We start from the raw sequence: 22,239 nt of genomic DNA, 5'->3' as shown, positions 1-22,239 counted from the left end.
CAGCGTGGCAAATGCATATAAACAAGCAGGAGTTAATATCGAAGCCGGCTATGAAGCCGTCGAGAGAATGAAAAAGCATGTTCAAAAAACAGCCCGGGCTGGCGTCCTTGGCAGCCTAGGTGGATTTGGCGGTATGTTTGACTTATCCGCACTGCAATTAAAAGAACCCGTTTTGGTGTCAGGCACCGATGGGGTGGGCACGAAACTAATGATTGCTTTTTGGATGGATCAGCATGATACGATTGGGATCGATGCGGTCGCCATGTGTGTCAATGATATTGTCGTTCAAGGGGCAGAGCCCTTGTTCTTTCTAGATTATATTGCCTGCGGTAAGGCGCAGCCTGAAAAAATCGAGGCAATCGTTAAAGGGATTGCGGACGGATGTGAGCAGGCTGGCTGTGCACTAATTGGCGGTGAAACGGCGGAAATGCCTGGATTATATAGTGAAAATGAGTATGACCTTGCCGGGTTTACAGTTGGTGCTTGTGAGAAATCACAGCTTATCACTGGTGAAACTATTCAAGAAGGTGATGTCCTAATTGGCTTAGCCTCAAGCGGCATTCACAGCAACGGTTATTCCTTGGTACGAAAAGTGTTTAATGACTGGTCGTTACTGGATTTCGTCGATGAACTTGGCTGTACATTAGGAGAAGAGTTACTCAAGCCTACAAAAATTTATGTGAAACCGATTTTGTCCGCATTGAAGAAGTTCCAGCTAAAAGGAATGGCTCATATTACGGGCGGCGGGTTTATTGAAAATATTCCACGGATGTTACCTGAAGGTTTAGGAGCCGAGCTGAATGAAAAAAGCTGGGAGATCCCACCTATTTTTAAACTGATCTCTTCCCATGGACAAATTGATTATCAAGAGATGTATAATATTTTTAACATGGGTATTGGTATGGTTATCGCTGTGAATCGTGAAGATGCAGCCGACGTGTTAGAACACTTTAGACAATCTGGGGAAACTGCCTGCGAAATTGGCGTTGTTACAGGTAATCAAGGAATTAACATCAAAGCTCAAGGTGGCCGCCTATGAAAAAGATCGCGGTGTTTGCATCAGGGAGCGGAAGTAATTTTCAAGCGATTATTGATGTAGTCGATGCGGGCGACCTTGATGCAGACATTTCTCTTTTAGTTTGTGACAAACCGGGCGCTTTTGCGATTGAAAGAGCCAACGCAGCGAGGATTCCAAGTTTTGTTTTTAGCGCAAAGGAGTATCCTAGTAAGGAACATTATGAAGAAGAAATTTTAGCCCAATTAAAGGCCAATGGTGTAGAATTCATTGTCCTAGCCGGTTATATGCGTTTGATTGGCCCCAAATTGTTAGCTGAGTATAAAGGAAGAATCGTCAATGTCCATCCATCTTTGCTTCCTGCTTTTCCAGGGAAGGATGCGATTGGGCAGGCATTGGCAGCTCAAGTGAAGTGGAGCGGAATTACTATCCATTTTGTTGATGAGGGAATGGATACAGGTCCAATTATCATTCAGGAACGGGTTCGAATTGACGAAAATGAGACAAGAGAGAGTCTGCAACAAAAAATCCAGAAAAGCGAACATAAGCTTTATCCATCCATACTTCAAATGCTATTGACACAAGGAGATGTACTAAATGACACAAAAGCGCGCGTTAATTAGTGTTTCTGATAAAAATGGAATTACGGAATTTGCCAAGGAATTAGTTAGTCTCGGCTACGAACTGATTTCTACGGGAGGCACGAAAAAGGCCCTTCAGGAACAGGGAATTCCTGTTCTTAGTGTGAGTGATGTAACCGGATTTCCAGAAATTTTAGAGGGTCGTGTGAAAACATTAAATCCATTCATCCATGGCGGCTTGCTTGCCAAACAAGATGACATTAACCATCAACAGCAGCTAGACGAGCATGGAATTCAAGCGATTCAACTCGTTTGTGTCAATCTTTATCCATTCCAGCAAACCATTGCAAAGCCAGATGTAACCGTAGCAGATGCGATTGAAAACATTGATATCGGCGGACCAACCATGCTTCGTGCTTCTGCAAAAAACCACCAATATGTAACCGTAGTTGTCGACCCAACTGATTATCAAACGGTTATTGACGAATTAAAGGCTGATGGCGCAACAACGTTTGAAACAAGAAGAAAGCTTGCTGCCAAAGTATTCCGTCATACGGCGGCCTATGATGCCTTAATTGCTGAATACATGACCAATTTATCAGAAGAAGAAAATCCAGAGACATTAACGGTAACTTACGAATTAAAACAATCCCTTCGTTACGGAGAAAATCCACATCAAAAAGCTGCTTTTTACAAGAAGCCACTTGGTTCGACGTTCTCGATTGCCAATGCAGTTCAGCTTCATGGAAAAGAACTTTCCTATAACAATATTAATGATGCGGATGCAGCCTTGCAGATTGTTAAAGAGTTTTCAGAACCAGCTGCAGTAGCTGTAAAGCATATGAATCCATGCGGTGTCGGAACAGGTGAAACTGGATTTGAAGCATTCACAAAAGCATTTGAGGCAGATCCCGTTTCTATTTTTGGTGGAATCATTGCGTTCAACCGGGAAGTGGATGCCGAAACAGCTGCTAAGCTTCATGAAATTTTCCTAGAAATTATTATTGCGCCATCTTTCTCTGAAGAAGCGTTAACGATTTTAACAGCGAAAAAGAATCTGCGCCTGTTAACCATTCCATTTAATGATGCAAAAAAACCTGAGTTTAAGATGACAACAATTGAAGGCGGTTTGTTAGTTCAAGAACAGGACCGTTTCACATTAGAAGATGCAAACGTAACAGTTGCAACGAAACGACAACCAACAGATGCGGAATGGGAAGCATTGAAGCTGGGCTGGAAAGTTGTTAAACATGTGAAATCCAACGCCATTGTTGTGACGGCAGAGGATATGACGATTGGAATTGGAGCAGGACAAATGAACCGTGTCGGAGCAGCGGAAATTGCCCTTAAGCAAGCCGGTTCAAAAGCAGAGGGAGCAGCACTTGCATCTGACGCCTTTTTCCCAATGGACGATACCGTTGAAGCAGCAGCAAAAGCTGGTATTACCGCAATTATTCAACCTGGTGGATCAATCCGTGATGTAGATTCCATTAAAAAAGCAGATGAATATGGAATCGCTATGGTATTTACGGGTGTAAGACATTTCAAACATTAATCGGTTGGAGGGCATTCGAATGAACGTACTGATTATCGGCCGCGGCGGTAGAGAACATGCGATTTGCCGAAAAGTAAGTGAAAGCGTGAATGTAGAAAAAGTATTTGTTGCACCGGGGAATGTTGGGATGACCGATGTAGCGGAGATTGTCACGATTGAAGAGTCAGAACATGAATTACTTCTTCAATTTGCCAAGGAAAACCGTGTCGGCTTGACGATCATTGGACCTGAGGTACCGTTGCTTGAAGGTTTGGCGGACAAATTTGAAGCAGCTGGTTTGGCTGTTTTTGGTCCGCGTGCCAACGCAGCCGAGATTGAAGGCAGTAAGTCATTTGCTAAGGAACTAATGAAGAAATATCAAATTCCAACCGCTGACTATGCTGTGTTCACTAACTATGAGGAAGCCCGTAACTATATCGAAGAAAAAGGGGCACCGATTGTCATTAAGGCAGACGGATTGGCAGCAGGAAAAGGTGTCACGGTTGCGCTCACGAAAGAAGAGGCTCTTTCCAGCATCGAAGAAATGCTAGTTGATGCAAAATTTGGTGCTGCCTCCTCACGGGTGGTAATTGAAGAGTTTTTAGCAGGTGAAGAATTTTCATTGATGGCGTTTGTAAATGGAGAAGTAGTTGTCCCACTTGAAATTGCTCAAGACCACAAACGGGCCTATGATGGGGACCTTGGTCCAAATACAGGCGGAATGGGAGCTTATTCCCCTGTTCCTCAGATTGGAGCAGAAACGATTCAAACTGCGGTCGAAACCGTCCTTCTTCCGGCGGCTAAAGCGATGGTCCAAGAAGGTAGAAGTTTTTGCGGAGTCCTTTATGCCGGCTTGATAAAAACTACATCTGGACCAAAGGTGATTGAATTTAATGCCCGCTTTGGTGACCCTGAGACACAAGTTGTACTGCCGAGGTTAAAATCAGATTTAGTTCAAGTCATCTTAGATCTTTTAGCGGGTGAAACACCGATTTTAGAGTGGGATGAGCAAACAATGATTGGTACTGTAGTTGCTGCAAAAGGATACCCTGAAGCCTATGAAAAAGGGGCAGTGCTAACTGGGTTGACTGATTTTAATTCCGATGAGGTATTTACTTTCCATGCAGGAACTGCCAAAAACGATAAAGGTGAGTTTGTAACAGCCGGAGGCAGGGTGCTTCTTGTTGGGGCGAAGGCAGAAAGCTTAGTCGCGGCGCGCGAAAAAGTATATGCGGAACTCAAAAAGTTAACGTCTCAGGATGTATTTTATAGAAAAGATATCGGGGCAAAAGCGATCCACCCCGTTCAGAGCTAACGAGTACGCCTTTTACTAGTTCGACGGATAAATGTATAAAGAAGTGCCAAGATACTGCCAATAATGGCAATTAAAACAAATGACATATCCGTTAGATACTCCCAATACATGAAGATTCAACTCCTATTAAGGGCTGACCGCTGAGGTCAGCCCTTTTTACTTGCTTTAAAAAGTGAAACTTGATTTTTTTACAAAAACTTTAATTATTTATACGAAATATCGAACTTTTCTACCAAAGTTTGAACTATTTATACGAAATATCGAATTTTTCAACCAAAATTTGAATTATTTTTACAAAGACTTGAAATTATTTACAAATGCTAATTTAATTCACTTTAAGTTGGATTATAAGGTAACATTTCTTCGCCTTTTTGGTTAGTTAGCCCTTCCATCCCGTCCATTGAATCCATCGCCTGATCGTGCTCAGAAATCATGCACTGGCATTTTTCAAATAAGGCCGTTAGCGGGCAAAAGCGGACTATTCCCTCTGCCACCTTCATTGCCCCACACAAAGCAACAAATAAATAAGAATCGCGCCAAGGGTGTTTGACAAGCTTGGAGGTAGTCCAGGAAAGAATCGTTAATCCAATGGTGATGCGAATTAAAGCATTAATAATACTGATATTTGGTCTCACATTCATTATGTTCACTCCTTCACAAAATAGTTACAATTATTATCAATTCTTTAATGCGTTAAACAGCAAAATATGATAGTATAGTATCTAAAGAATTTTTTGTAAGGGCTTTCTTTATTGTTAATTCAACTTATTCTTATATAGATTAGAAAGTTTTTTGAAAAGGGAGGAAGACGTATGCTAGGACAACGCTACCGCTGGAAAAATAAACACTTACGCATGCATGTTTCCATTTTAGATGGAAAAGCGTCTCCAACCATTTTATTGAAAAACGCCTTGTACTTAAATCAGACGTTTCGAAAGTGGTTGAGAGCGAATATTTGGATTTATGAAGATCGGATTGTTTATGTGGGCGAAAACTTGCCAACTCATCTTGATAACTGTGAAATCATTGATTGTACCAATGAGATTCTTGTTCCAGGTTATATCGAACCACACGCCCATCCGTTTCAATTATATAATCCCCTAACGCTTGCAGCATATGCATCCCAGTTTGGGACGACAACATTAATCAATGATAATATGGCTCTTATTTTACATTTAAATAAAACGAAAGCGTTTTCATTGTTAAAGGATCTCCGTGCGATTCCAACAACAATGTTTTGGTGGAGCCGTTTTGATTCTCAAACTGAAATTTTGAATGAAGAAGAAATCTTTTCACATAGTAATGTTAAATCATGGCTTGAGCACGATGAGGTCCTGCAGGGCGGGGAATTAACAGGATGGCCGAAACTGCTTGATGGCGATGATATGATGCTCCATTGGATTCAAGAAGCGAAACGGATGCGCAAGCAAATTGAAGGGCATTTCCCTGGAGCTTCGGAAAAAACATTGGCAAAAATGATGCTGCTTGGGGCGGACTGTGACCACGAAGCAATGACGGGTGAGGAGGTATACAATCGCTTAATACAAGGGTATATGGTGTCCTTAAGGCATTCTTCGATTCGGCCGGATTTACCAAATATATTGGACGATATGAAGCGATTAGGTATTGATGCTTATGACCGATTAATGCTTAATACAGACGGCGCATCCTCGACTTTTTACGAGCAGGGAGTCACCGATACGGTAATTCGCATTGCCATTGAAAAAGGTGTTCCAGTCATTGATGCGTATAATATGGCCACCGTAAATATTGCTCGTTATTACAAGATTGAGCATCTCCATGGCAACATTGCCACTGGCCGGGTAGCCGATATTAATTTCTTATCGAGTATTGAGAATCCAACACCTAAATCCGTTCTCGCGAAAGGGAAATGGGTGAAAAGGGATGGAGAACCTGTTGTTGATGCCTATCCTCCAATGACATGGAAAGAATATGGGCTAAAACCGTTGGAAGTGGATTGGGAATTGACTTTAGATGATTTGCAATTTTCGATGCCATTTGGGATCAAGATGGAAAACGCCGTCATCACAAAGCCCTATTCCATTTCGATCGATGCTTCAGGAGATGAACTGTCCTCGAATCATGATGAATGCTATTTTACCTTGATGGACAGAAATGGGAAGTGGAGAATTAATACATTATTAAAAGGATTTGCTACCACTTTATCAGCATTGGCAAGTAGTTATTCCAATACAGGAGATATTATTTTAATAGGAAAAAATAAACAAGATATGCTGCATGCTTTTAATAGAATGAAAGAATTAGGCGGCGGCATTGTAATGGTAGAGGATTCTAAAGAAGTTTGCGAGCTGCCATTAACTTTAAATGGAATTATGTCACACCTTCCGATTGAAGAGCTAATCTGCCAAGAAAAGCAGCTGCTGATTGAGTTAAGAGAGCGGGGCTATGGATTTTCTGATCCAATTTACAGTCTTGCCTTCTTTTCAGCGACACATTTGCCGTACATTCGGATTACTCCACAGGGAATGTACGATGTAATGAATAAAACAGTACTCTTTCCGTCAATAATGCGTTAAACTGTAAGTGAGTAAAGGGTTAAAGTGTGAAAGTGAAAAGAAAGTAAATAGGGGTGTTCATGAAAATGAAAAAATGGACTGTTTTCATGTTGGTTTTCCTGTTACTACTTTCTGGATGTAGTAACAAGGAAAAGGAAAAGGAACCTGTTAAGAAGGAAAAAACAGTAACACAAACTGAGACAGAGCAGCCAGTGGAGAAACCAGTCGCCCCCTATTTTTATCCATTAACAGGGGTGGGGTCTGAAACAAGTACTGATACAAGAGCTGTAGCCGTTATGATTAATAATCACCCAAAAGCAAGACCGCAATCAGGTCTAACCAAAGCAGATCTCATTTACGAAATTCTTGCAGAAGGAGATATTACACGCTTTCTAGCCGTCTTTCAGAGTGAAAAACCGAAGAATATCGGTCCTGTAAGGAGTGCAAGAGACTATTATATTTTCTTGGCCAAGGGACTTAACGCTCTCTACATTGCTCATGGATATAGCCCGGAGGCAAAGAAACTCCTTAATAATAACTATATTGATAACCTAAATGGAATCGTCTATGACGGTACGCTATTTAAACGTTCGAAGACCCGTAAAGCACCTCATAACTCCTATATTACGTATGAAAATATTTTAAAAGGTGCAAAGCAGAAGAAATATTCGATGGAAAAAAGTCCAGCCCCATTTACGTTTTTGACAGAGGATGAAATGAAGAATATTACAGGTGCTGATGCAAAATCTGTGAAGATTAAATATTCTAATGGCGGCATTTCCAACTCCAAGTTTGAATTTGATGCAGCCACTGGCAAATATAAGCGGTTTTCAGGCGATGAGCAAACGGTCGATTTAGATACAAAAGAGCCTGTGTTAGTTGATAATATTTTTATTGTTGAAGCTAAGCATCGATTTATCGATTCGTATGGGCGTAGGGAAATTGATCTTGAGTCTGGCGGAAAAGCATATCTGCTGCAAAAGGGTAAGGTGAACCAAGTGGAATGGAAGAATAAGAACGGAGAAATTGTTCCCGTCAAAAATGGCGCAGATGTTCCACTTGTACCAGGAAAAACATGGATCAATGTAGTTCCAACCAATCCAGGTCTCGAGAAGAGCATCTCGCTTGATAAATAGTCATTTTAACAATTAAAGGGGTAAAGAAAATGCAAATTAATAAATTACGTGGAAAAGAACTTGACCAGTTATTTCAGGCCGTTCTTTCATTAAAAGATCTAGAAGAATGCTATCGATTTTTTGACGATCTGTGCACGATAAATGAAATACAATCATTAGCACAGCGTCTGGATGTGGCAAGAATGCTTCGCGAAGGGAATACCTATCATAAAATTGAAACAGAAACCGGAGCTAGCACAGCTACCATTTCACGGGTAAAACGGTGTTTGAACTATGGGAATGATACGTATGAAATGGTGTTAGAACGAGTAAAGAACGACAACGCTTTAACTGAAAAAGAATAAACAAGCCGGAGAGAACCCTCTTCGGTTTTTCTTTTGGTTAAATTTAGATTTACTGTATTGTTTTTTTATCGAATCGGCTAGTGCTATAATGGTGTAATGGAATTGATGATGTGGGAGGATCTTTTTGATGTATGATTTTCGCGAGTGGCGGCATGTGTTCAAACTCGACCCAAATAAAGAATTATCGGATGATCAATTAGAAATCATCTGTGAGTCTGGAACGGATGCAATAATTGTAGGGGGGACAGATGGAATTACACTAGGAAATGTCCTCGATTTAATGGCGAGAATTCGTAGATATTCGGTGCCGTGTGTCCTTGAAGTTTCAACGATTGAGACAGTTACACCAGGGTTCGACCTTTACTTTATTCCAACCATCTTAAATAGCAGTGATGCCAAATGGATTACTGGACTTCACCACCAAGCAGTTAGGGAATTTGGTGAAATCATGGATTGGGAGGAAATTGTCATGGAGGGCTATTGCATATTGAACGAAGAATGCAAAGCTGCAAAACTGACAAATGCAAATACCCAATTAACAAATGAAGAAGTAACTGCCTACGCGGTTATGGCTGAAAAAATGTTTCACCTTCCGATTTTTTATATAGAATATAGCGGCAAATATGGGGATGTAAACCTGATTGCTGACGTGAAAAATTCGCTTGAGGAGACAGTCCTTTTCTATGGAGGGGGAATTTCAACCATCGACCAAGCTAAAGAGATGGCCAAACATGCAGATGTCATTGTCGTCGGAAACGCGATTTATGAAAATTTTGATCTAGCATTAGAAACTGTGAAGATCAAACGATAGATCATTGCTTATGTTGAGGAAAAACGTTAAGATAAAAATAAGAACAAATGTTTGTATTGGCGGTGGATAATATGCAATATTTAAGTGATAAGCTATTAAACGGATTGAATCCAGAACAGCAAAGCGCGGTTAAAGCAACCGATGGACCGCTGTTACTAATGGCCGGAGCCGGAAGTGGTAAGACTAGGGTGCTTACCCATCGAATTGGATATTTAATTGTAGAAAAACGGGTGAATCCTTATAACATTTTGGCGATTACATTTACAAATAAAGCAGCTCGAGAGATGAGAGAACGGATTGGGAAAATGATGGGCGGAGCTGCCGAAGAAATATGGATTTCCACCTTTCACTCGATGTGTGTAAGAATTTTACGCAGAGATATCGACCGAATTGGTTTTAACCGAAATTTTACGATTCTTGATTCTACCGATCAGCAATCCGTGGTGAAAACCATTCTAAAAGAAAAAAATATTGATCCAAAGAAATTTGATCCCCGTGCGATTTTAGGGTCGATCAGTTCAGCTAAAAATGAGTTGATTGACCCGGAAGAATATAAGAAAGCAGGCGGAGGCTATTTTGAAGATGTCGTCGCTAAGGTGTACGAAGAATACCAGAAGAGATTACGAAAAAATCAGGCACTAGACTTTGATGACCTCATTATGATGACGATTCAATTATTCAAACGTGTACCAGATGTTCTCGAATATTATCAGCGTAAGTTTCAATATATCCATGTGGATGAGTATCAGGATACGAACAAAGCCCAGTATCTGCTCGTCAAGCAGCTGGCAAGTCGTTTTAAAAATTTATGCGTAGTCGGGGATTCAGACCAATCCATTTACCGTTGGCGCGGGGCGGATATTGCCAATATCCTTTCATTCGAAAAAGACTATCCGAATGCAACAGTTATTTTACTAGAGCAAAACTACCGCTCTACAAAAAGGATTCTTTTAGCTGCCAACAAAGTGATCGAAAACAACCTGAACCGAAAAGCGAAGAATCTTTGGACCGAAAACCCAGAAGGGAACAAATTGGTTTATTACCGAGCCGACAGCGAGCAGAGTGAAGCCCAATTCGTTGCCGGGAAAATTAAAGAATTAACTCGGAATAATGAGCGCAAATTAACCGACATTGCTATTCTTTATCGCACCAACGCTCAGTCCCGTGTGATGGAGGAAGTATTACTTAAATCAAATATCGAATACTCCATCGTCGGTGGGACAAAGTTCTATGACAGGAAAGAAATTAAGGACATGCTTGCTTATTTACGGTTAATTTCGAATCCTGATGATGATATCAGTTTACGCCGGATCATCAATGTGCCTAAACGCGGGATAGGATCAAGCTCTCTCGATAAAATCGCTAATTTTGCTGACATGCATGATTTATCGATTTATCAAGCGCTTGAGTCCGTTGAACTGTTAGGATTAAGTCCGAAAATCACGAAAGCAGCACGGGAATTTCGCGATTTAATTGGTAATTATACAAATATGCAAGAGTATCTTTCTGTCACAGAACTGGTGGAAGAAGTGCTCGATAAAACAGGATACCGTGAAATGCTGAAAGCGGAAAAGTCGCTGGAAGCACAAAGCCGTCTTGAAAACCTTGAGGAATTATTGTCAGTAACAAAAAGCTTTGAAGATGCAAGTGAAGACAAGAGTCTAGTCGCCTTTTTAACCGATTTAGCCCTTGTTGCTGATATTGATGCCCTTGATGAAGATACACAGGAGAAGGTTGAATCTATTACGCTTATGACCCTTCACTCGGCAAAAGGTCTGGAATTCCCAGTAGTCTTCTTAATTGGAATGGAAGAAGGCGTCTTCCCGCATAGCCGTTCGTTGATGGAAGAAGTAGAAATGGAAGAGGAACGCCGTCTTGCCTATGTAGGAATCACTAGAGCGGAGCAAACACTGTTCCTGACCAATGCCCAAATGCGGACATTATTTGGAAGGACCAATATGAACCCGCCTTCCCGCTTTATTAAGGAAATCCCTGCGGACCTGATCGAGGGTGTTGAACCGGCAGAGAAAAAGCTGAGTTCACCATTTGGCTCAACTGGTAAATCATTTGGTTCTGCTCGGAGCTCCTCATTCGGAGCCCCCAAAACATCATTTAGTACACCGGCTTCGGCTAGAAAACCAGTTATGAGACCCGTTTCTGCTGCTTCTGCTGGAGATGAACTCGGCTGGAAGGTTGGCGATAAAGCCCAACACGGGAAATGGGGCACCGGAACCGTTGTCAGCGTAAAAGGTAAAGGGGAAGGAACGGAACTTGATATTGCTTTTCCAAGTCCGGTTGGAATCAAACGACTGTTAGCCAAATTTGCCCCGATTACCAAGGCGTAAATACCTAGAGAGAAAAATTTCATGAGCCGCTCGGGAGCTGCTCATGAAAATCCTTTTAGAAAGGACTGGATATATGGACCTTCAAACTGCAGAAAAGAGAATTGCTGAAATAAGCAGCCAGTTAAACCACTATGGCTATGAATATTATGTGTTAGACAAACCTTCCGTACCAGATGCTGAATATGACCAATTAATGCAAGAGTTATTGGAGCTTGAGGAAAAGTTCCCACAATTAAAAACAGCGGATTCCCCGTCCGTAAGGGTTGGCGGTGCCGTGCTCGATTTGTTTGAAAAGGTGGAACACCGTACACCGATGCTAAGTCTTGGCAATGCCTTTAAGGAACAGGACTTAAAGGATTTTGACCGCCGTATCCGTCAAGCGGTCGGTGATGATTTTTCCTATGTTTGTGAGTTAAAAATAGATGGACTTGCTGTTTCTTTACGGTATGAGGATGGGCTCTTTATTCAAGGGGCCACTCGTGGAGATGGGTCCATTGGTGAAGATATCACGGCTAATATAAAAACGATTAAGTCTATCCCGCTCCGTCTGCGTGAAAATGTGTCAATGGAGGTTCGCGGGGAAGCCTATATGCCAAAACGTTCGTTTGAAGCTTTGAATCAAGCACGAGCAGAACGTGGCGAGGAGTTGTTTGCGAATCCAAGGAACGCAGCGGCAGGGTCGTTGAGACAACTGGATCCGAAAATTGCTGCATCTAGAAGGCTGGATGTCTTTTTATATGGAATCGGTAATATTAGTGAGAGCAGCGGGATTGATTCACATAGTGAAGGACTCGATTACCTGGACCGTCTCGGCTTTAAAACTAATCAAGAGCGAAGAAAATGTTCTTCCATTGATGAAGTCATTGAATATGTAAACAGCTGGGTGGAGAAGCGACCGCATCTTGCTTATGAAATTGACGGGATCGTTATTAAAGTAGATTCCTATGCCCACCAGTCATCACTCGGCACGACTGCGAAAAGTCCACGTTGGGCGATTGCATATAAATTCCCTGCAGAAGAAGTGGTCACGACCCTTTTAGATATCGAGTTAAGTGTAGGCAGAACCGGTGTGATTACCCCAACGGCGATTCTTGAGCCTGTTAAAGTGGCAGGGACAACCGTCCAACGTGCTTCTCTGCACAACGAAGATTTGATCCGTGAAAAAGATATTAAACTGGGTGACAAAGTCGTTGTTAAAAAAGCAGGCGATATTATTCCTGAGGTAGTCAATGTCTTGGCTGATCAGCGTACAGGGGAAGAAGTGGAATTCCACATGCCAACGCATTGTCCTGAATGTGAAAGCGAACTGGTCCGTTTGGAAGGCGAAGTGGCTTTACGCTGTATCAACCCAAAATGCCCGGCACAGCTTCGTGAGGGATTAATTCACTTTGTTTCAAGAGTTGCAATGAACATCGATGGCCTGGGGGGAAAAGTAATTAGCCAGCTTTTTTTAGAAAAATTAATTGAAGATGTCGCTGATATTTATAAACTGACCCGTGAACAGCTGTTAGCCCTTGAAAGAATGGGTGAGAAATCAGCAACGAATCTAATCAAAGCCATCGAAATTTCAAAAGAAAATTCACTAGAAAAGCTTTTATTTGGCTTAGGGATTCGTCATGTAGGAGCCAAGGCAGCAAAGACGCTCGCGCAACAATTTGGTACAATGGACAAACTCGCACAGGCGTCTAAAGATGATTTACTGGCCATTAATGAAATCGGTGATAAAATGGCGGATTCGATTGTCGCCTATTTTCAAAAAGAAGAAGCAATCGAGTTAATCAACGAGTTAGCCGCTGCTGGTGTCAATATGGAATATAAGGGTGCAAGGCCTGTTGCTGCTGATGAGTCTGATTCCATTTTTGCAGGTAAGACAGTGGTTCTCACTGGAAAGCTCGAACAATTATCCAGAAATGAAGCGAAAGATAAAATCGAAGCGCTTGGTGGAAATGTGGCTGGCAGTGTCAGTAAAAAAACACATCTGGTCATTGCTGGTGAGGATGCAGGGTCAAAATTAATTAAAGCACAAGAACTAGGAATTGAAGTGTGGGACGAGGAGAAACTCCTAGCTGAATTTAATAAATAAGAGGTGTATCGATGTGAGAAAACTCTCATTGCTCGCTCTCTCCCTTGTTTTTTTGCTGAGTGCCTGTGCACCAAATTTTGAAAAGCAAAATGAAACGGTGCAAACAAAGGAGAAAGTGGAAGGGAAGGCAATTATTCCAAAATATAATATTTCGGACAACTATTATCGGACGATATTGCCGTTTGAACCAGGGGAAGCTCGCGGATTGGTCGTTAATAATATTAATACAAGATATGACTTAAACGAGTTTGAAATGGGGCTAATGCGAATTGCCCAAAATTCGTTTGATACGGAAAAATATTTATTCCGCGAAGGACAGGAAATTAAGGAAAAATACATCAGACTTTGGTTAAACCGTAAATTTACAAAAGCGCAATTAAAGGATGAAGGACTAAAAGAGGCTGAAAACATCGGGTTAAACCCGGTGAATACTGGTAAAAAGGGTGAACCGAGTTCGCCGATTTATTTAGCACATATATTAGAACACGACTATTTAGTAAAAAATGATAAAGGGAATGTAACGCTCGGTGGTGTTACGATTGGACTTGCCTTAAATTCCGTTTATTACTATAAAAAAACAGCAGATGGAGATACCTTTGAGCAAAAAATCCCTCATTCAGAACTGGTCAGGGAAGGAAAGAAAATGGCAGCAGAAATAGTGAAGCGTATGAGGAACATGAAAAACTTAAAGAATGTTCCGATTACGATTGCCCTATTTGAACAAGCAAGTAAATCTTCAGTTGTTCCTGGTAACTTCAGTACCTATTCCACTGTCGACGAAGGCAGTGCAACCTTAAACAGTTGGGAAAAGGTAGATGAAAAGTACTTTCTTTTCCCTTCCACCGATGCAAAGAATGCACACCGTGATGACCTGACTGCATTTTTAAACTTTAAGCAGGATGTGGAGGAGTACTTTCCTAATTATAATGGCGTAATCGGCAGAGCCTTTTATATCGGAGATCAACTGCAGGATTTGAATATTAATATCCCGATTCAATTCTATGGAAAAACGGAAGGGATTGGGTTTGCCCAATATGTAACTGGACTTGTCATGGAACATTTTCCTAAGTATTTATCCGTTTCGGTAAGTGTTACTTCTGTAGACGGACCAGAAGCCTTGATTGTCCGCAAGGCGAATGAAACCGAACCATTTGTCCATATTTATCAATAAAATCCGGCGAAAAGCTGGATTTTTTTTATGTCCAAGCATGGACAAAAAACTAATCAAACGATTGATTAAATGTACATGAGGCTATGGTACATCTGATTTTTTTAGGAAAATGGGAAAACTAATCAAACGATTGATTAAATCGTGTTGAGGATATGATAAATCTGGGTAATTTAAAAAAAGTTAAATAAACTAACCAATCGTTTGATTAATTCTTAATAGAAGGAATGGATTATGTAACAGCTTGGGTTCACTACATCTGATTTGTTCAGGTCCAGCCCCCATTTATTTTTGAATGTAGACTTATTTCGATTCGCTGATAGAACATGGAAATTCGCTGATTGGATATGAAAATTCGCTGATAGAATACAAAAATTCGCCGATAGAACCTAATAATTCGCCGATAGAAATTTTTTTCTATGATTAAAGCGTTGTTAGAAGGGGAGTTACATTGAAAAACAACAAAATTTGAGAATAAATCACTAAAAAAGAGGATTCCGCAACCTTTCGTGGCGGGGAAACCGTCTTTTTTGTGTGAATCAACTATCATTGCGGCACTGAAATGAAACGTGTTAGAATGTACAATGGAGTGAAAACGTTTTTAATACATAGGAGGTTTAAATAAGATGGTACAACCTTACAAACACGAACCATTTACAGATTTTACAACTGAGGAAAACCGCCAGGCCTATCTAAAAGGATTAGAAACAGTTGAAAGTTATTTAGGTCAGGACTACGACCTAGTTATTGGTGGAGAAAGAATAAAAACTGAGGATAAAATTGTTTCTTATAACCCTTCTAATACGAAAGAAATCATTGGCCGCGTCTCAAAAGCCAGCCAAGATCTAGCTGAAAAAGCTATGCAAGCAGCAGTTGAAGCATTTAAAACTTGGAAAAAAACAAAAGCAGAAGTTCGCGCCGATGTACTTTTTAAAGCAGCAACGATTATTCGCCGCCGTAAGCATGAGTTTTCTGCTCTTTTAACAAAAGAGGCAGGTAAGCCGTGGAGAGAAGCGGATGCAGATACAGCAGAAGCGATTGACTTCCTTGAATATTATGGACGCCAAATGCTGACCCTTAAAGATGGTGTGCCAGTAAATAGCCGTCCAAACGAATTTAACCGATACAATTATATTCCACTAGGCGTTGGAATTATCATTTCACCTTGGAACTTCCCATTAGCGATTATGGCAGGTACAACAGTTGCTGCAATTGTAGCAGGGAACACCGTTCTATTAAAACCAGCCTCTACTACACCAGTAGTTGCAGCAAAGTTTGTGGAAGTTATGGAAGAGGCAGGTCTTCCTAAGGGTGTCTTAAACTTTGTACCAGGTAGTGGTGCTGAAGTGGGCGATTATTTAGTTGACCACAAAGATACTCGCTTTATCAGCTTTACTGGTTCACGTGATGTTGGACTTCGCATTTTTGACCGTTCTTCTAAAGTAAACCCTGGACAAGTATGGATGAAGCGTTTAATCGCTGAAATGGGCGGTAAAGATACGATCGTCGTTGACAGTGAAGCAGACCTTGAGCTTGCAGCCCAATCAATCGTTGCTGGTGCATTTGGCTTCTCTGGTCAAAAATGTTCAGCATGTTCTCGTGCAGTCATCGTTGAGGATGTTTATGATACTGTCTTGAACCGTGTGGTTGAATTAACGAACCAATTAACAGTTGGTGATCCTACAGACCAAGGAACCTTCATGGGGCCAGTGAACGACAATAATGCGTTCAAAAAAATCATGGAATACGTTGAAATCGGTAAGCAAGAAGGTAAGTTAATGGCTGGTGGCGAAGGCGACAACTCTAAAGGCTACTTTATCAAACCAACTGTTATTGCGGACCTTGCTCCAGATGCGCGCATCATGCAGGAAGAAATCTTTGGTCCAGTTGTTGGATTTACAAAAGCGAAAGATTTCACTCATGCTATTGAAATTGCCAACAACACAGAGTATGGCTTAACTGGTGCTGTAATCACGACGAACCGTGAACACCTAGAGCAAGCTCGTGAAGACTTCCATGTTGGGAACCTGTATTTCAACCGTTCATGTACTGGAGCTATCGTTGGCTACCAGCCATTTGGCGGCTTTAATATGTCCGGTACTGACTCCAAAGCAGGCGGTCCTGACTACTTGCTGCTTCATATGCAGGCAAAAACTACGTCTGAAATGTATTAATAATAAAAGTGAACCCCCTTTTCGAAGACGAGAAGGGGGTTTTTACTTACTCAGGTACATTTATTACAAAAGGAACCGTAAATACTTTGCCATCCTGCTGAAATTGGCCCCACACCTTATAGATCCCTTTTTCAGGAAAAATAGTCATAAAGGTTACCTTTGGACCATTTCCTTTGGTTGTCATTGGATGGATGTGCAAATACTTCCCCGCATCATCGCTTATGGCAACGGCATGCCCCATGGCTCCTAAATAAGGCTGTAGATTTTTAATCGGTTGGTTGCTGGCAGCGTCACTAATCGTAAAATTCATGTGAACGGTCATTCCTGCCATCAAATGGTCAAATGAGAGCGTCACTTTTTTATCATCTACTACTTTGATTAGTTTCCGATCTGGGACGAGAGGCTTTTCTTCTGCGGTCTTGCCCTCAATCTCGACCCAATGACTTTCCATACTTGGGTCCCCACCGCCCTTAGGTGTAAATTCAGAGATAAACAAGTAATCTCCGCCGGAAGGGAACTTTGTGGTAAAAGCAAATTCTCCCTTCCCCTTATATTTTGGATGGATGTGAGAAAAATAAGCTAGATCCTTACTAAAAATAAATAGATGCATTTTTTTCTCGTGAACCGTGTCAAATGATTGGATCGGTTGATTTGATTCATCCTTAATATACAGTGAAATGGGTATTTCCTTTTTTGCATTTGGATGATCCTCGATCTTCCATTCAGACTTTGTAGGGATGACATCAGTTGGAGTGGCACTCATCCCATGGTCCATCCCCGACTTTGGGACTCTAATCGGATTACAAGCAGATAAAAGCGCCATGCACAAAAGGGGCATAACGACAATGGACTTTTTCAGCGGGAATTCCTCCAATCATTCGCAAACTTACTTTCTATAAAATACATTACCTAATTCAACCAATGCAAGGATTTTATGTAATTAATAAGTCCCATATACTAAAAATAATGATAATATAGAGAAAAGGCAGTAAGGAAGTAAAAGTGGGGGATTGTAAAATTGATTCCATTATATCTACTACACGTCACAACGGTGGAACATAGTGAAAGTTTACTTTGGACATTTTTACTCTGTAATATTTTTGTTGTCACAGCAGGGATTGTGTTTATCTATAAACTATTTCGTCAGAAACCTGTTCGAACCGCGGGAATAACGTTTGCGATTGCTTTAGCCATCAATTATATCCTAATCGCCATCTTTGGGGATATTTTCGACCTGCTTGGATGAGGGAAAGAGGGGAGATGTTATCGTTGAAATATTACCGTTTGTGGGTACTTGCCTTCCTGTTAAAATTCATTGGGTCCGCGTGGGATGCTTCTTACCATTTTAAATATTTATTTGAGGAATATTCGATTCCCCATATTGTGAATACGATCGGATTTATCTTAGGAGCCCTTTTGTTACTACAAGAGTGGCGGCGTCCACAATATATGGACCGTCTTTCGAGAAATCTAATTACAATTGGATATGTCATATTCCTAATTGGCATTCCCTTAGATTTTACTTACCATATTGCCTATGGTATTGATTTAACAACCTGGAGTCCGACCCATTTTATTTATTATATCGGAACAGATATGATGATTATTGGCGTTTGGCGAGGGTACTTTATCCATATGAGAGAAATTCAACCATCATGGAAGTCCCTTCATACGTGGTTTGCGATGTATCTCCTTGAATGCTTAATGTTTCCGAATATGCAGCAGGAAAATGGTGCGATTTCCTATGATCAGTACATTCATGGAAAGTCGATTGCCTCAAAAGAAATCCTTGAATTAATCTCAGACCCCGCCTCACAGATTTTTGGCGGCATTCCTGAGTGGGTATATCCGATTTATTCCATCCTAATGGTTGCTCTCCTTACTATTTTAATCATTCGCTATTCTCGCGATAATACCATCCCAGTCATGGCAACAGCACTATATATCTTATTCCGATTTGTCGGAAAAGCCATTTTTGCCACTGTGGGTTATCCAACCTCCTATGTACCAATCACACTTTTATTGATCCCATTAAGCTATTTATTGATTAGAAAAGACACTCGAGTGGCAGGTCTTGTAGGCAGTGTCGCTTACTTTCTTTCTTTGTACTTTATTCATATTTCAGGTATCCTCATCACACCGCCGTTGGAATTATGGGAGCTTCTACCGGTTACAGTCATAGGTGTGCTAGTCCCAGCCATTAATTTATGGGTCCAACCATTTCTATTACAAAAAACGGAAAAAAAGATAGTCTAGTCGAGATAGCATACATTTGTGTGCTATTTTTTTTGCAATAACTATGACAAATATGTGAATTCATTCACAAAAATAATTTGAATGTGATGAACTTCACAAATTTTATCAACACTAGCATTTACAATATAAATATATAGAAAACCTTAATAATAATCTTCAAAAATATTGATGTAACATATAAGGAGCGATCCAGTGATGAAAAAACTAGTAATGATCGGGAACGGGATGGCAGGAGTTAGAACAATTGAAGAAATTCTAAAAGTAGCAACTGAGCCATTGGAGGTAACTATTTTTGGCCAAGAGCCGTATCCAAACTACAATCGAATCAAACTATCAAATATCCTTCAAGGGGATACAAACTTTGAAGATATCATTATTAACCCTCTAGATTGGTATAAAGAAAATAATATTCAATTATTTACTGGCGAATCTATTGTGAACATTGATGTGGAGGCAAAACGAGTAGTTAGTAATCTTGGCCGGGAAGTCGAGTATGATGATTTGATTATTGCAACTGGCTCAAATTCTTTCATTTTGCCAATCCCAGGAGCAGAAAAAAAAGGTGTGACAGGGTTTCGTGATATCCATGATTGTGAAATGATGATCAAATCAGCACAGCAATTTAAAAAGGCTGTCGTCATCGGCGGCGGACTCCTCGGGCTAGAAGCTGCAAGAGGCTTGCTGAACTTGGGGATGACCGTTGATGTGGTTCATCTTATGCCGCATCTATTGGAGCGCCAGTTGGACCCAGTTGCATCCTCACTCCTTAAGGCGGAACTCGAAGGACAAGGCATGAATTTCTTAATGGAAAAAGAAACGGTGGAAATTCTCGGTGACGAACGCGTTACTGGTCTCCGTTTTAAAGATGGCTCACAAGTAGAAGCAGACCTAGTTGTCATGGCCATTGGAATTAAGTCGAATACGGTAGTGGCTAAGAACAGCGGCATCTATGTGAATCGTGGCATTGTCGTCAATGACTTTATGGAAACGAGTGTCCCACATGTGTATGCAGTCGGAGAATGTGCGGAGCATCGTGAACTTGTTTATGGTTTGGTTGCACCTTTATATGAACAAGGGAAAGTGCTTGCCAACCGTATTTGCGGAAATGTAGGAGAACCTTATCAAGGCTCTGTGACTGGAACACAATTAAAAGTGGCTGGTGTCGACTTATTCTCTGCAGGAGAAATCTTTGAAGATAGCACGACTAAATCTATCATGATCTACAATGAGTACGAAGGTCTCTATAAACGAGTATTAACTAGAAACAACTTTATCGTAGGGATCGTCCTTTATGGTGACACAAAAGATAGTACTAGATTATATCGGATGCTGACTAAAAAAGAAGACCTCAGCGGAGTGTCAATTTTCCATACAGAATGCACCGGTGAAGGTGGCACTGACGATGTGGCTTCTATGCCGAATGATGAATTAGTCTGTGGGTGTAATGGAGTCACAAAAGGTGCCATTGTTGAAGCGATTAAAACACAGGGATTAACCACTTTAGACCAAGTGAGCCATTGTACGAACGCTGGCCGTTCTTGCGGTCGTTGTAAACCAATGGTTAGCAGTATTCTCGCACACACACTTGGAGACCAATTTGATGAAGCGGCAGCTCAAAAAACAAGCCTTTGCGGTTGTACAACCTTAAGCCGTGATGAAGTAGTGGCCGAAATCAAAGAAAAAGGCTTAACAAGTGTGAAAGAAGTTATGAACGTACTGGAATGGAACAATGAGGAAGGCTGTACCAAATGCCGTCCAGCCATTAACTACTACCTTGGTATGATTCACATGGATGAATACAAAGATGATCGTGACTCTCGTCTGGTCAATGAAAAAATGCATGCCAATATCCAAAAAGATGGAACTTACTCTGTTGTTCCAAGGATGTATGGCGGGGTAACAACAGCAGCTGATTTGAAAAAAATCGCTGAGATTGCCGAAAAGTATGAGGTACCGCTCGTTAAATTGACAGGCGGGCAGAGAATTGGCTTGTTCGGGGTGAAAAAAGAAGACCTGCCAGCTATGTGGGAAGAGCTGGATATGCCGTCTGGTTATGCCTATGGAAAAACCCTTCGTACGGTGAAAACCTGTGTCGGCGCACAATTTTGCCGCTATGGCACACAAGATTCAATGGCCCTTGGAATTGAATTAGAAAAGAAATTTGAACGCCTTGATACCCCGCATAAAGTAAAAATGGGTGTATCTGCCTGTCCGCGAAACTGCTCTGAAGCAGGCATTAAAGACATTGGCTTTGTCGGCATTGATGGCGGCTGGGAGATTTATGTGGCTGGTAACGGCGGGGTTGATCTCCGTGCCGGTGACCTCTTATGTACGGTCAAAACACAGGACGAAGTGATGGAGATGACCGGTGCCTACCTGCAATACTACCGTGAAACAGCCAATTATTTGGAGCGTACGTCTAAATGGGTAGAACGCGTCGGCTTGGACCATGTGAAAGACGTGCTTGCGAACGAGAAAACGCGAAAGGCCTTAAACGAGCGCATGGATAAGACATTGAAAAAGTATATTGAGCCTTGGAATGAAGCGATTCAAAGTGAAGAAATCAAAGATAAATATTATGCAAATCATACAATTAAGGTAGGGGAGTGAATCCAAATGCTACAAACAATAACTCGGATTCCAGTAGCAAACTATTCAAATATAAAAGTTCGGTCAGGCTATTCACTTAAAATCGATGACACTAATATCGCACTTTTTAAAGTAACGAGCGGAGAAGTATATGCGATCGAAAATCGCAGTCCACATCCGAAAGGCGGTGTTCTTTCAGAAGGGCTTGTTAGTGGCAAATATGTATATTGCCCCGTGTATGATTGGAAAATTTCTTTAAAAGATGGTAAAGTACAGGCACCGGATGAAGGTCAAGTGCGGACATTTAAGGTAGAATTAGAGGACGATATCGTGTTTATTGTCAGATAAGAA

The 22,239-nt window shown here is 41.2% G+C and carries 19 protein-coding genes; 16 read left to right on the top strand and 3 right to left on the bottom strand.

Translation table 11 applies throughout. From position 1 onward, the window contains the following. Nucleotides 1–4 precede the first annotated feature (4 nt). From purM to purD, 4 genes are read left to right on the top strand one after another with little or no spacing between them, the layout of a single operon-like run. The gene (purM, locus tag BR30_RS0108845) at nucleotides 5–1,039 is read left to right on the top strand and encodes a phosphoribosylformylglycinamidine cyclo-ligase (RefSeq protein WP_026564719.1); all 1,035 of its coding nucleotides are present in this window, start codon (nucleotides 5–7) and stop codon (nucleotides 1,037–1,039) included. Then, the gene (gene purN / locus BR30_RS0108840) at nucleotides 1,036–1,638 is read left to right on the top strand and encodes a phosphoribosylglycinamide formyltransferase (protein WP_026564718.1); all 603 of its coding nucleotides are present in this window, start codon (nucleotides 1,036–1,038) and stop codon (nucleotides 1,636–1,638) included. The genes purM and purN overlap by 4 nt, the downstream gene beginning before the upstream one ends. Further along, complete coding sequence (gene purH / locus BR30_RS0108835) at nucleotides 1,613–3,151, top strand: bifunctional phosphoribosylaminoimidazolecarboxamide formyltransferase/IMP cyclohydrolase (protein ID WP_026564717.1); 1,539 nt, start codon at nucleotides 1,613–1,615, stop codon at nucleotides 3,149–3,151. The genes purN and purH overlap by 26 nt, the downstream gene beginning before the upstream one ends. Before the next feature lie 19 nt (nucleotides 3,152–3,170). Then, nucleotides 3,171–4,445 carry a phosphoribosylamine--glycine ligase gene (purD, locus tag BR30_RS0108830; RefSeq protein WP_026564716.1) on the top strand — a complete coding sequence of 425 codons (1,275 nt, stop codon included), beginning with the start codon at nucleotides 3,171–3,173 and terminating at the stop codon, nucleotides 4,443–4,445. Here the strand turns inward: purD and BR30_RS38655 are convergent. Together BR30_RS38655 and BR30_RS0108820 are read right to left on the bottom strand one after the other, a co-directional pair. Beyond that, complete coding sequence (locus tag BR30_RS38655; protein WP_331280775.1) at nucleotides 4,442–4,555, bottom strand: EYxxD motif small membrane protein; 114 nt, start codon at nucleotides 4,553–4,555, stop codon at nucleotides 4,442–4,444. The genes purD and BR30_RS38655 overlap by 4 nt on opposite strands. Nucleotides 4,556–4,780: 225 nt before the next feature. Next, nucleotides 4,781–5,086 carry a YgaP family membrane protein gene (locus BR30_RS0108820; RefSeq protein WP_026564715.1) on the bottom strand — a complete coding sequence of 102 codons (306 nt, stop codon included), beginning with the start codon at nucleotides 5,084–5,086 and terminating at the stop codon, nucleotides 4,781–4,783. Between the two features lie 171 nt (nucleotides 5,087–5,257). Between BR30_RS0108820 and BR30_RS0108815 the strand changes: the two genes are divergently transcribed. From BR30_RS0108815 to pruA, 8 genes are all read left to right on the top strand, one after another. Further along, the gene (locus BR30_RS0108815) at nucleotides 5,258–7,003 is read left to right on the top strand and encodes an adenine deaminase C-terminal domain-containing protein (protein ID WP_026564714.1); all 1,746 of its coding nucleotides are present in this window, start codon (nucleotides 5,258–5,260) and stop codon (nucleotides 7,001–7,003) included. Between the two features lie 65 nt (nucleotides 7,004–7,068). Then, complete coding sequence (locus BR30_RS0108810; protein WP_026564713.1) at nucleotides 7,069–8,118, top strand: DUF3048 domain-containing protein; 1,050 nt, start codon at nucleotides 7,069–7,071, stop codon at nucleotides 8,116–8,118. Nucleotides 8,119–8,147: 29 nt separating this feature from the next. Continuing rightward, nucleotides 8,148–8,462 carry a YerC/YecD family TrpR-related protein gene (locus BR30_RS0108805; RefSeq protein ID WP_026564712.1) on the top strand — a complete coding sequence of 105 codons (315 nt, stop codon included), beginning with the start codon at nucleotides 8,148–8,150 and terminating at the stop codon, nucleotides 8,460–8,462. 127 nt (nucleotides 8,463–8,589) lie between these two features. After that, the gene (locus BR30_RS0108800; RefSeq protein WP_026564711.1) at nucleotides 8,590–9,273 is read left to right on the top strand and encodes a heptaprenylglyceryl phosphate synthase; all 684 of its coding nucleotides are present in this window, start codon (nucleotides 8,590–8,592) and stop codon (nucleotides 9,271–9,273) included. A 71-nt stretch (nucleotides 9,274–9,344) separates the two neighbouring features. Further along, the gene (pcrA, locus tag BR30_RS0108795) at nucleotides 9,345–11,618 is read left to right on the top strand and encodes a DNA helicase PcrA (RefSeq protein ID WP_026564710.1); all 2,274 of its coding nucleotides are present in this window, start codon (nucleotides 9,345–9,347) and stop codon (nucleotides 11,616–11,618) included. Nucleotides 11,619–11,691: 73 nt separating this feature from the next. Beyond that, nucleotides 11,692–13,701, top strand: a complete 2,010-nt coding sequence (gene ligA / locus BR30_RS0108790) for an NAD-dependent DNA ligase LigA (protein ID WP_026564709.1) — start codon at nucleotides 11,692–11,694, stop codon at nucleotides 13,699–13,701. 13 nt (nucleotides 13,702–13,714) lie between these two features. Beyond that, the gene (locus BR30_RS0108785) at nucleotides 13,715–14,872 is read left to right on the top strand and encodes a CamS family sex pheromone protein (protein WP_026564708.1); all 1,158 of its coding nucleotides are present in this window, start codon (nucleotides 13,715–13,717) and stop codon (nucleotides 14,870–14,872) included. Nucleotides 14,873–15,495: 623 nt separating this feature from the next. Next, nucleotides 15,496–17,043, top strand: a complete 1,548-nt coding sequence (pruA, locus tag BR30_RS0108780; RefSeq protein WP_026564707.1) for an L-glutamate gamma-semialdehyde dehydrogenase — start codon at nucleotides 15,496–15,498, stop codon at nucleotides 17,041–17,043. Nucleotides 17,044–17,089: 46 nt separating this feature from the next. Here the strand turns inward: pruA and BR30_RS0108775 are convergent, their stop codons facing one another. Then, nucleotides 17,090–17,866 (bottom strand): hypothetical protein, encoded by a 777-nt coding sequence (locus BR30_RS0108775; protein ID WP_231507653.1) that lies wholly within the window; start codon nucleotides 17,864–17,866, stop codon nucleotides 17,090–17,092. A 195-nt stretch (nucleotides 17,867–18,061) separates the two neighbouring features. Between BR30_RS0108775 and BR30_RS0108770 the strand changes: the two genes are divergently transcribed. The 4 genes from BR30_RS0108770 (at nucleotide 18,062) to nirD (ending at nucleotide 22,236) form a co-directional block, all read left to right on the top strand. Further along, nucleotides 18,062–18,289, top strand: coding sequence for a hypothetical protein (locus BR30_RS0108770; RefSeq protein WP_026564705.1), 228 nt, complete (start codon nucleotides 18,062–18,064; stop codon nucleotides 18,287–18,289). A gap of 23 nt (nucleotides 18,290–18,312) precedes the next feature. Further along, complete coding sequence (locus BR30_RS0108765) at nucleotides 18,313–19,299, top strand: hypothetical protein (protein ID WP_026564704.1); 987 nt, start codon at nucleotides 18,313–18,315, stop codon at nucleotides 19,297–19,299. A 195-nt stretch (nucleotides 19,300–19,494) separates the two neighbouring features. Next, nucleotides 19,495–21,909 (top strand): nitrite reductase large subunit NirB, encoded by a 2,415-nt coding sequence (gene nirB, locus BR30_RS0108760; RefSeq protein ID WP_026564703.1) that lies wholly within the window; start codon nucleotides 19,495–19,497, stop codon nucleotides 21,907–21,909. Nucleotides 21,910–21,915: 6 nt separating this feature from the next. Continuing rightward, on the top strand, nucleotides 21,916–22,236 hold the full coding sequence (gene nirD / locus BR30_RS0108755) for a nitrite reductase small subunit NirD (protein WP_026564702.1): 321 nt from the start codon (nucleotides 21,916–21,918) through the stop codon (nucleotides 22,234–22,236). Nucleotides 22,237–22,239 lie beyond the last annotated feature (3 nt).

The organism is Bacillus sp. UNC41MFS5 (assembly GCF_000686805.1).
This window is presented reverse-complemented; position numbering and strand designations above follow the sequence as displayed.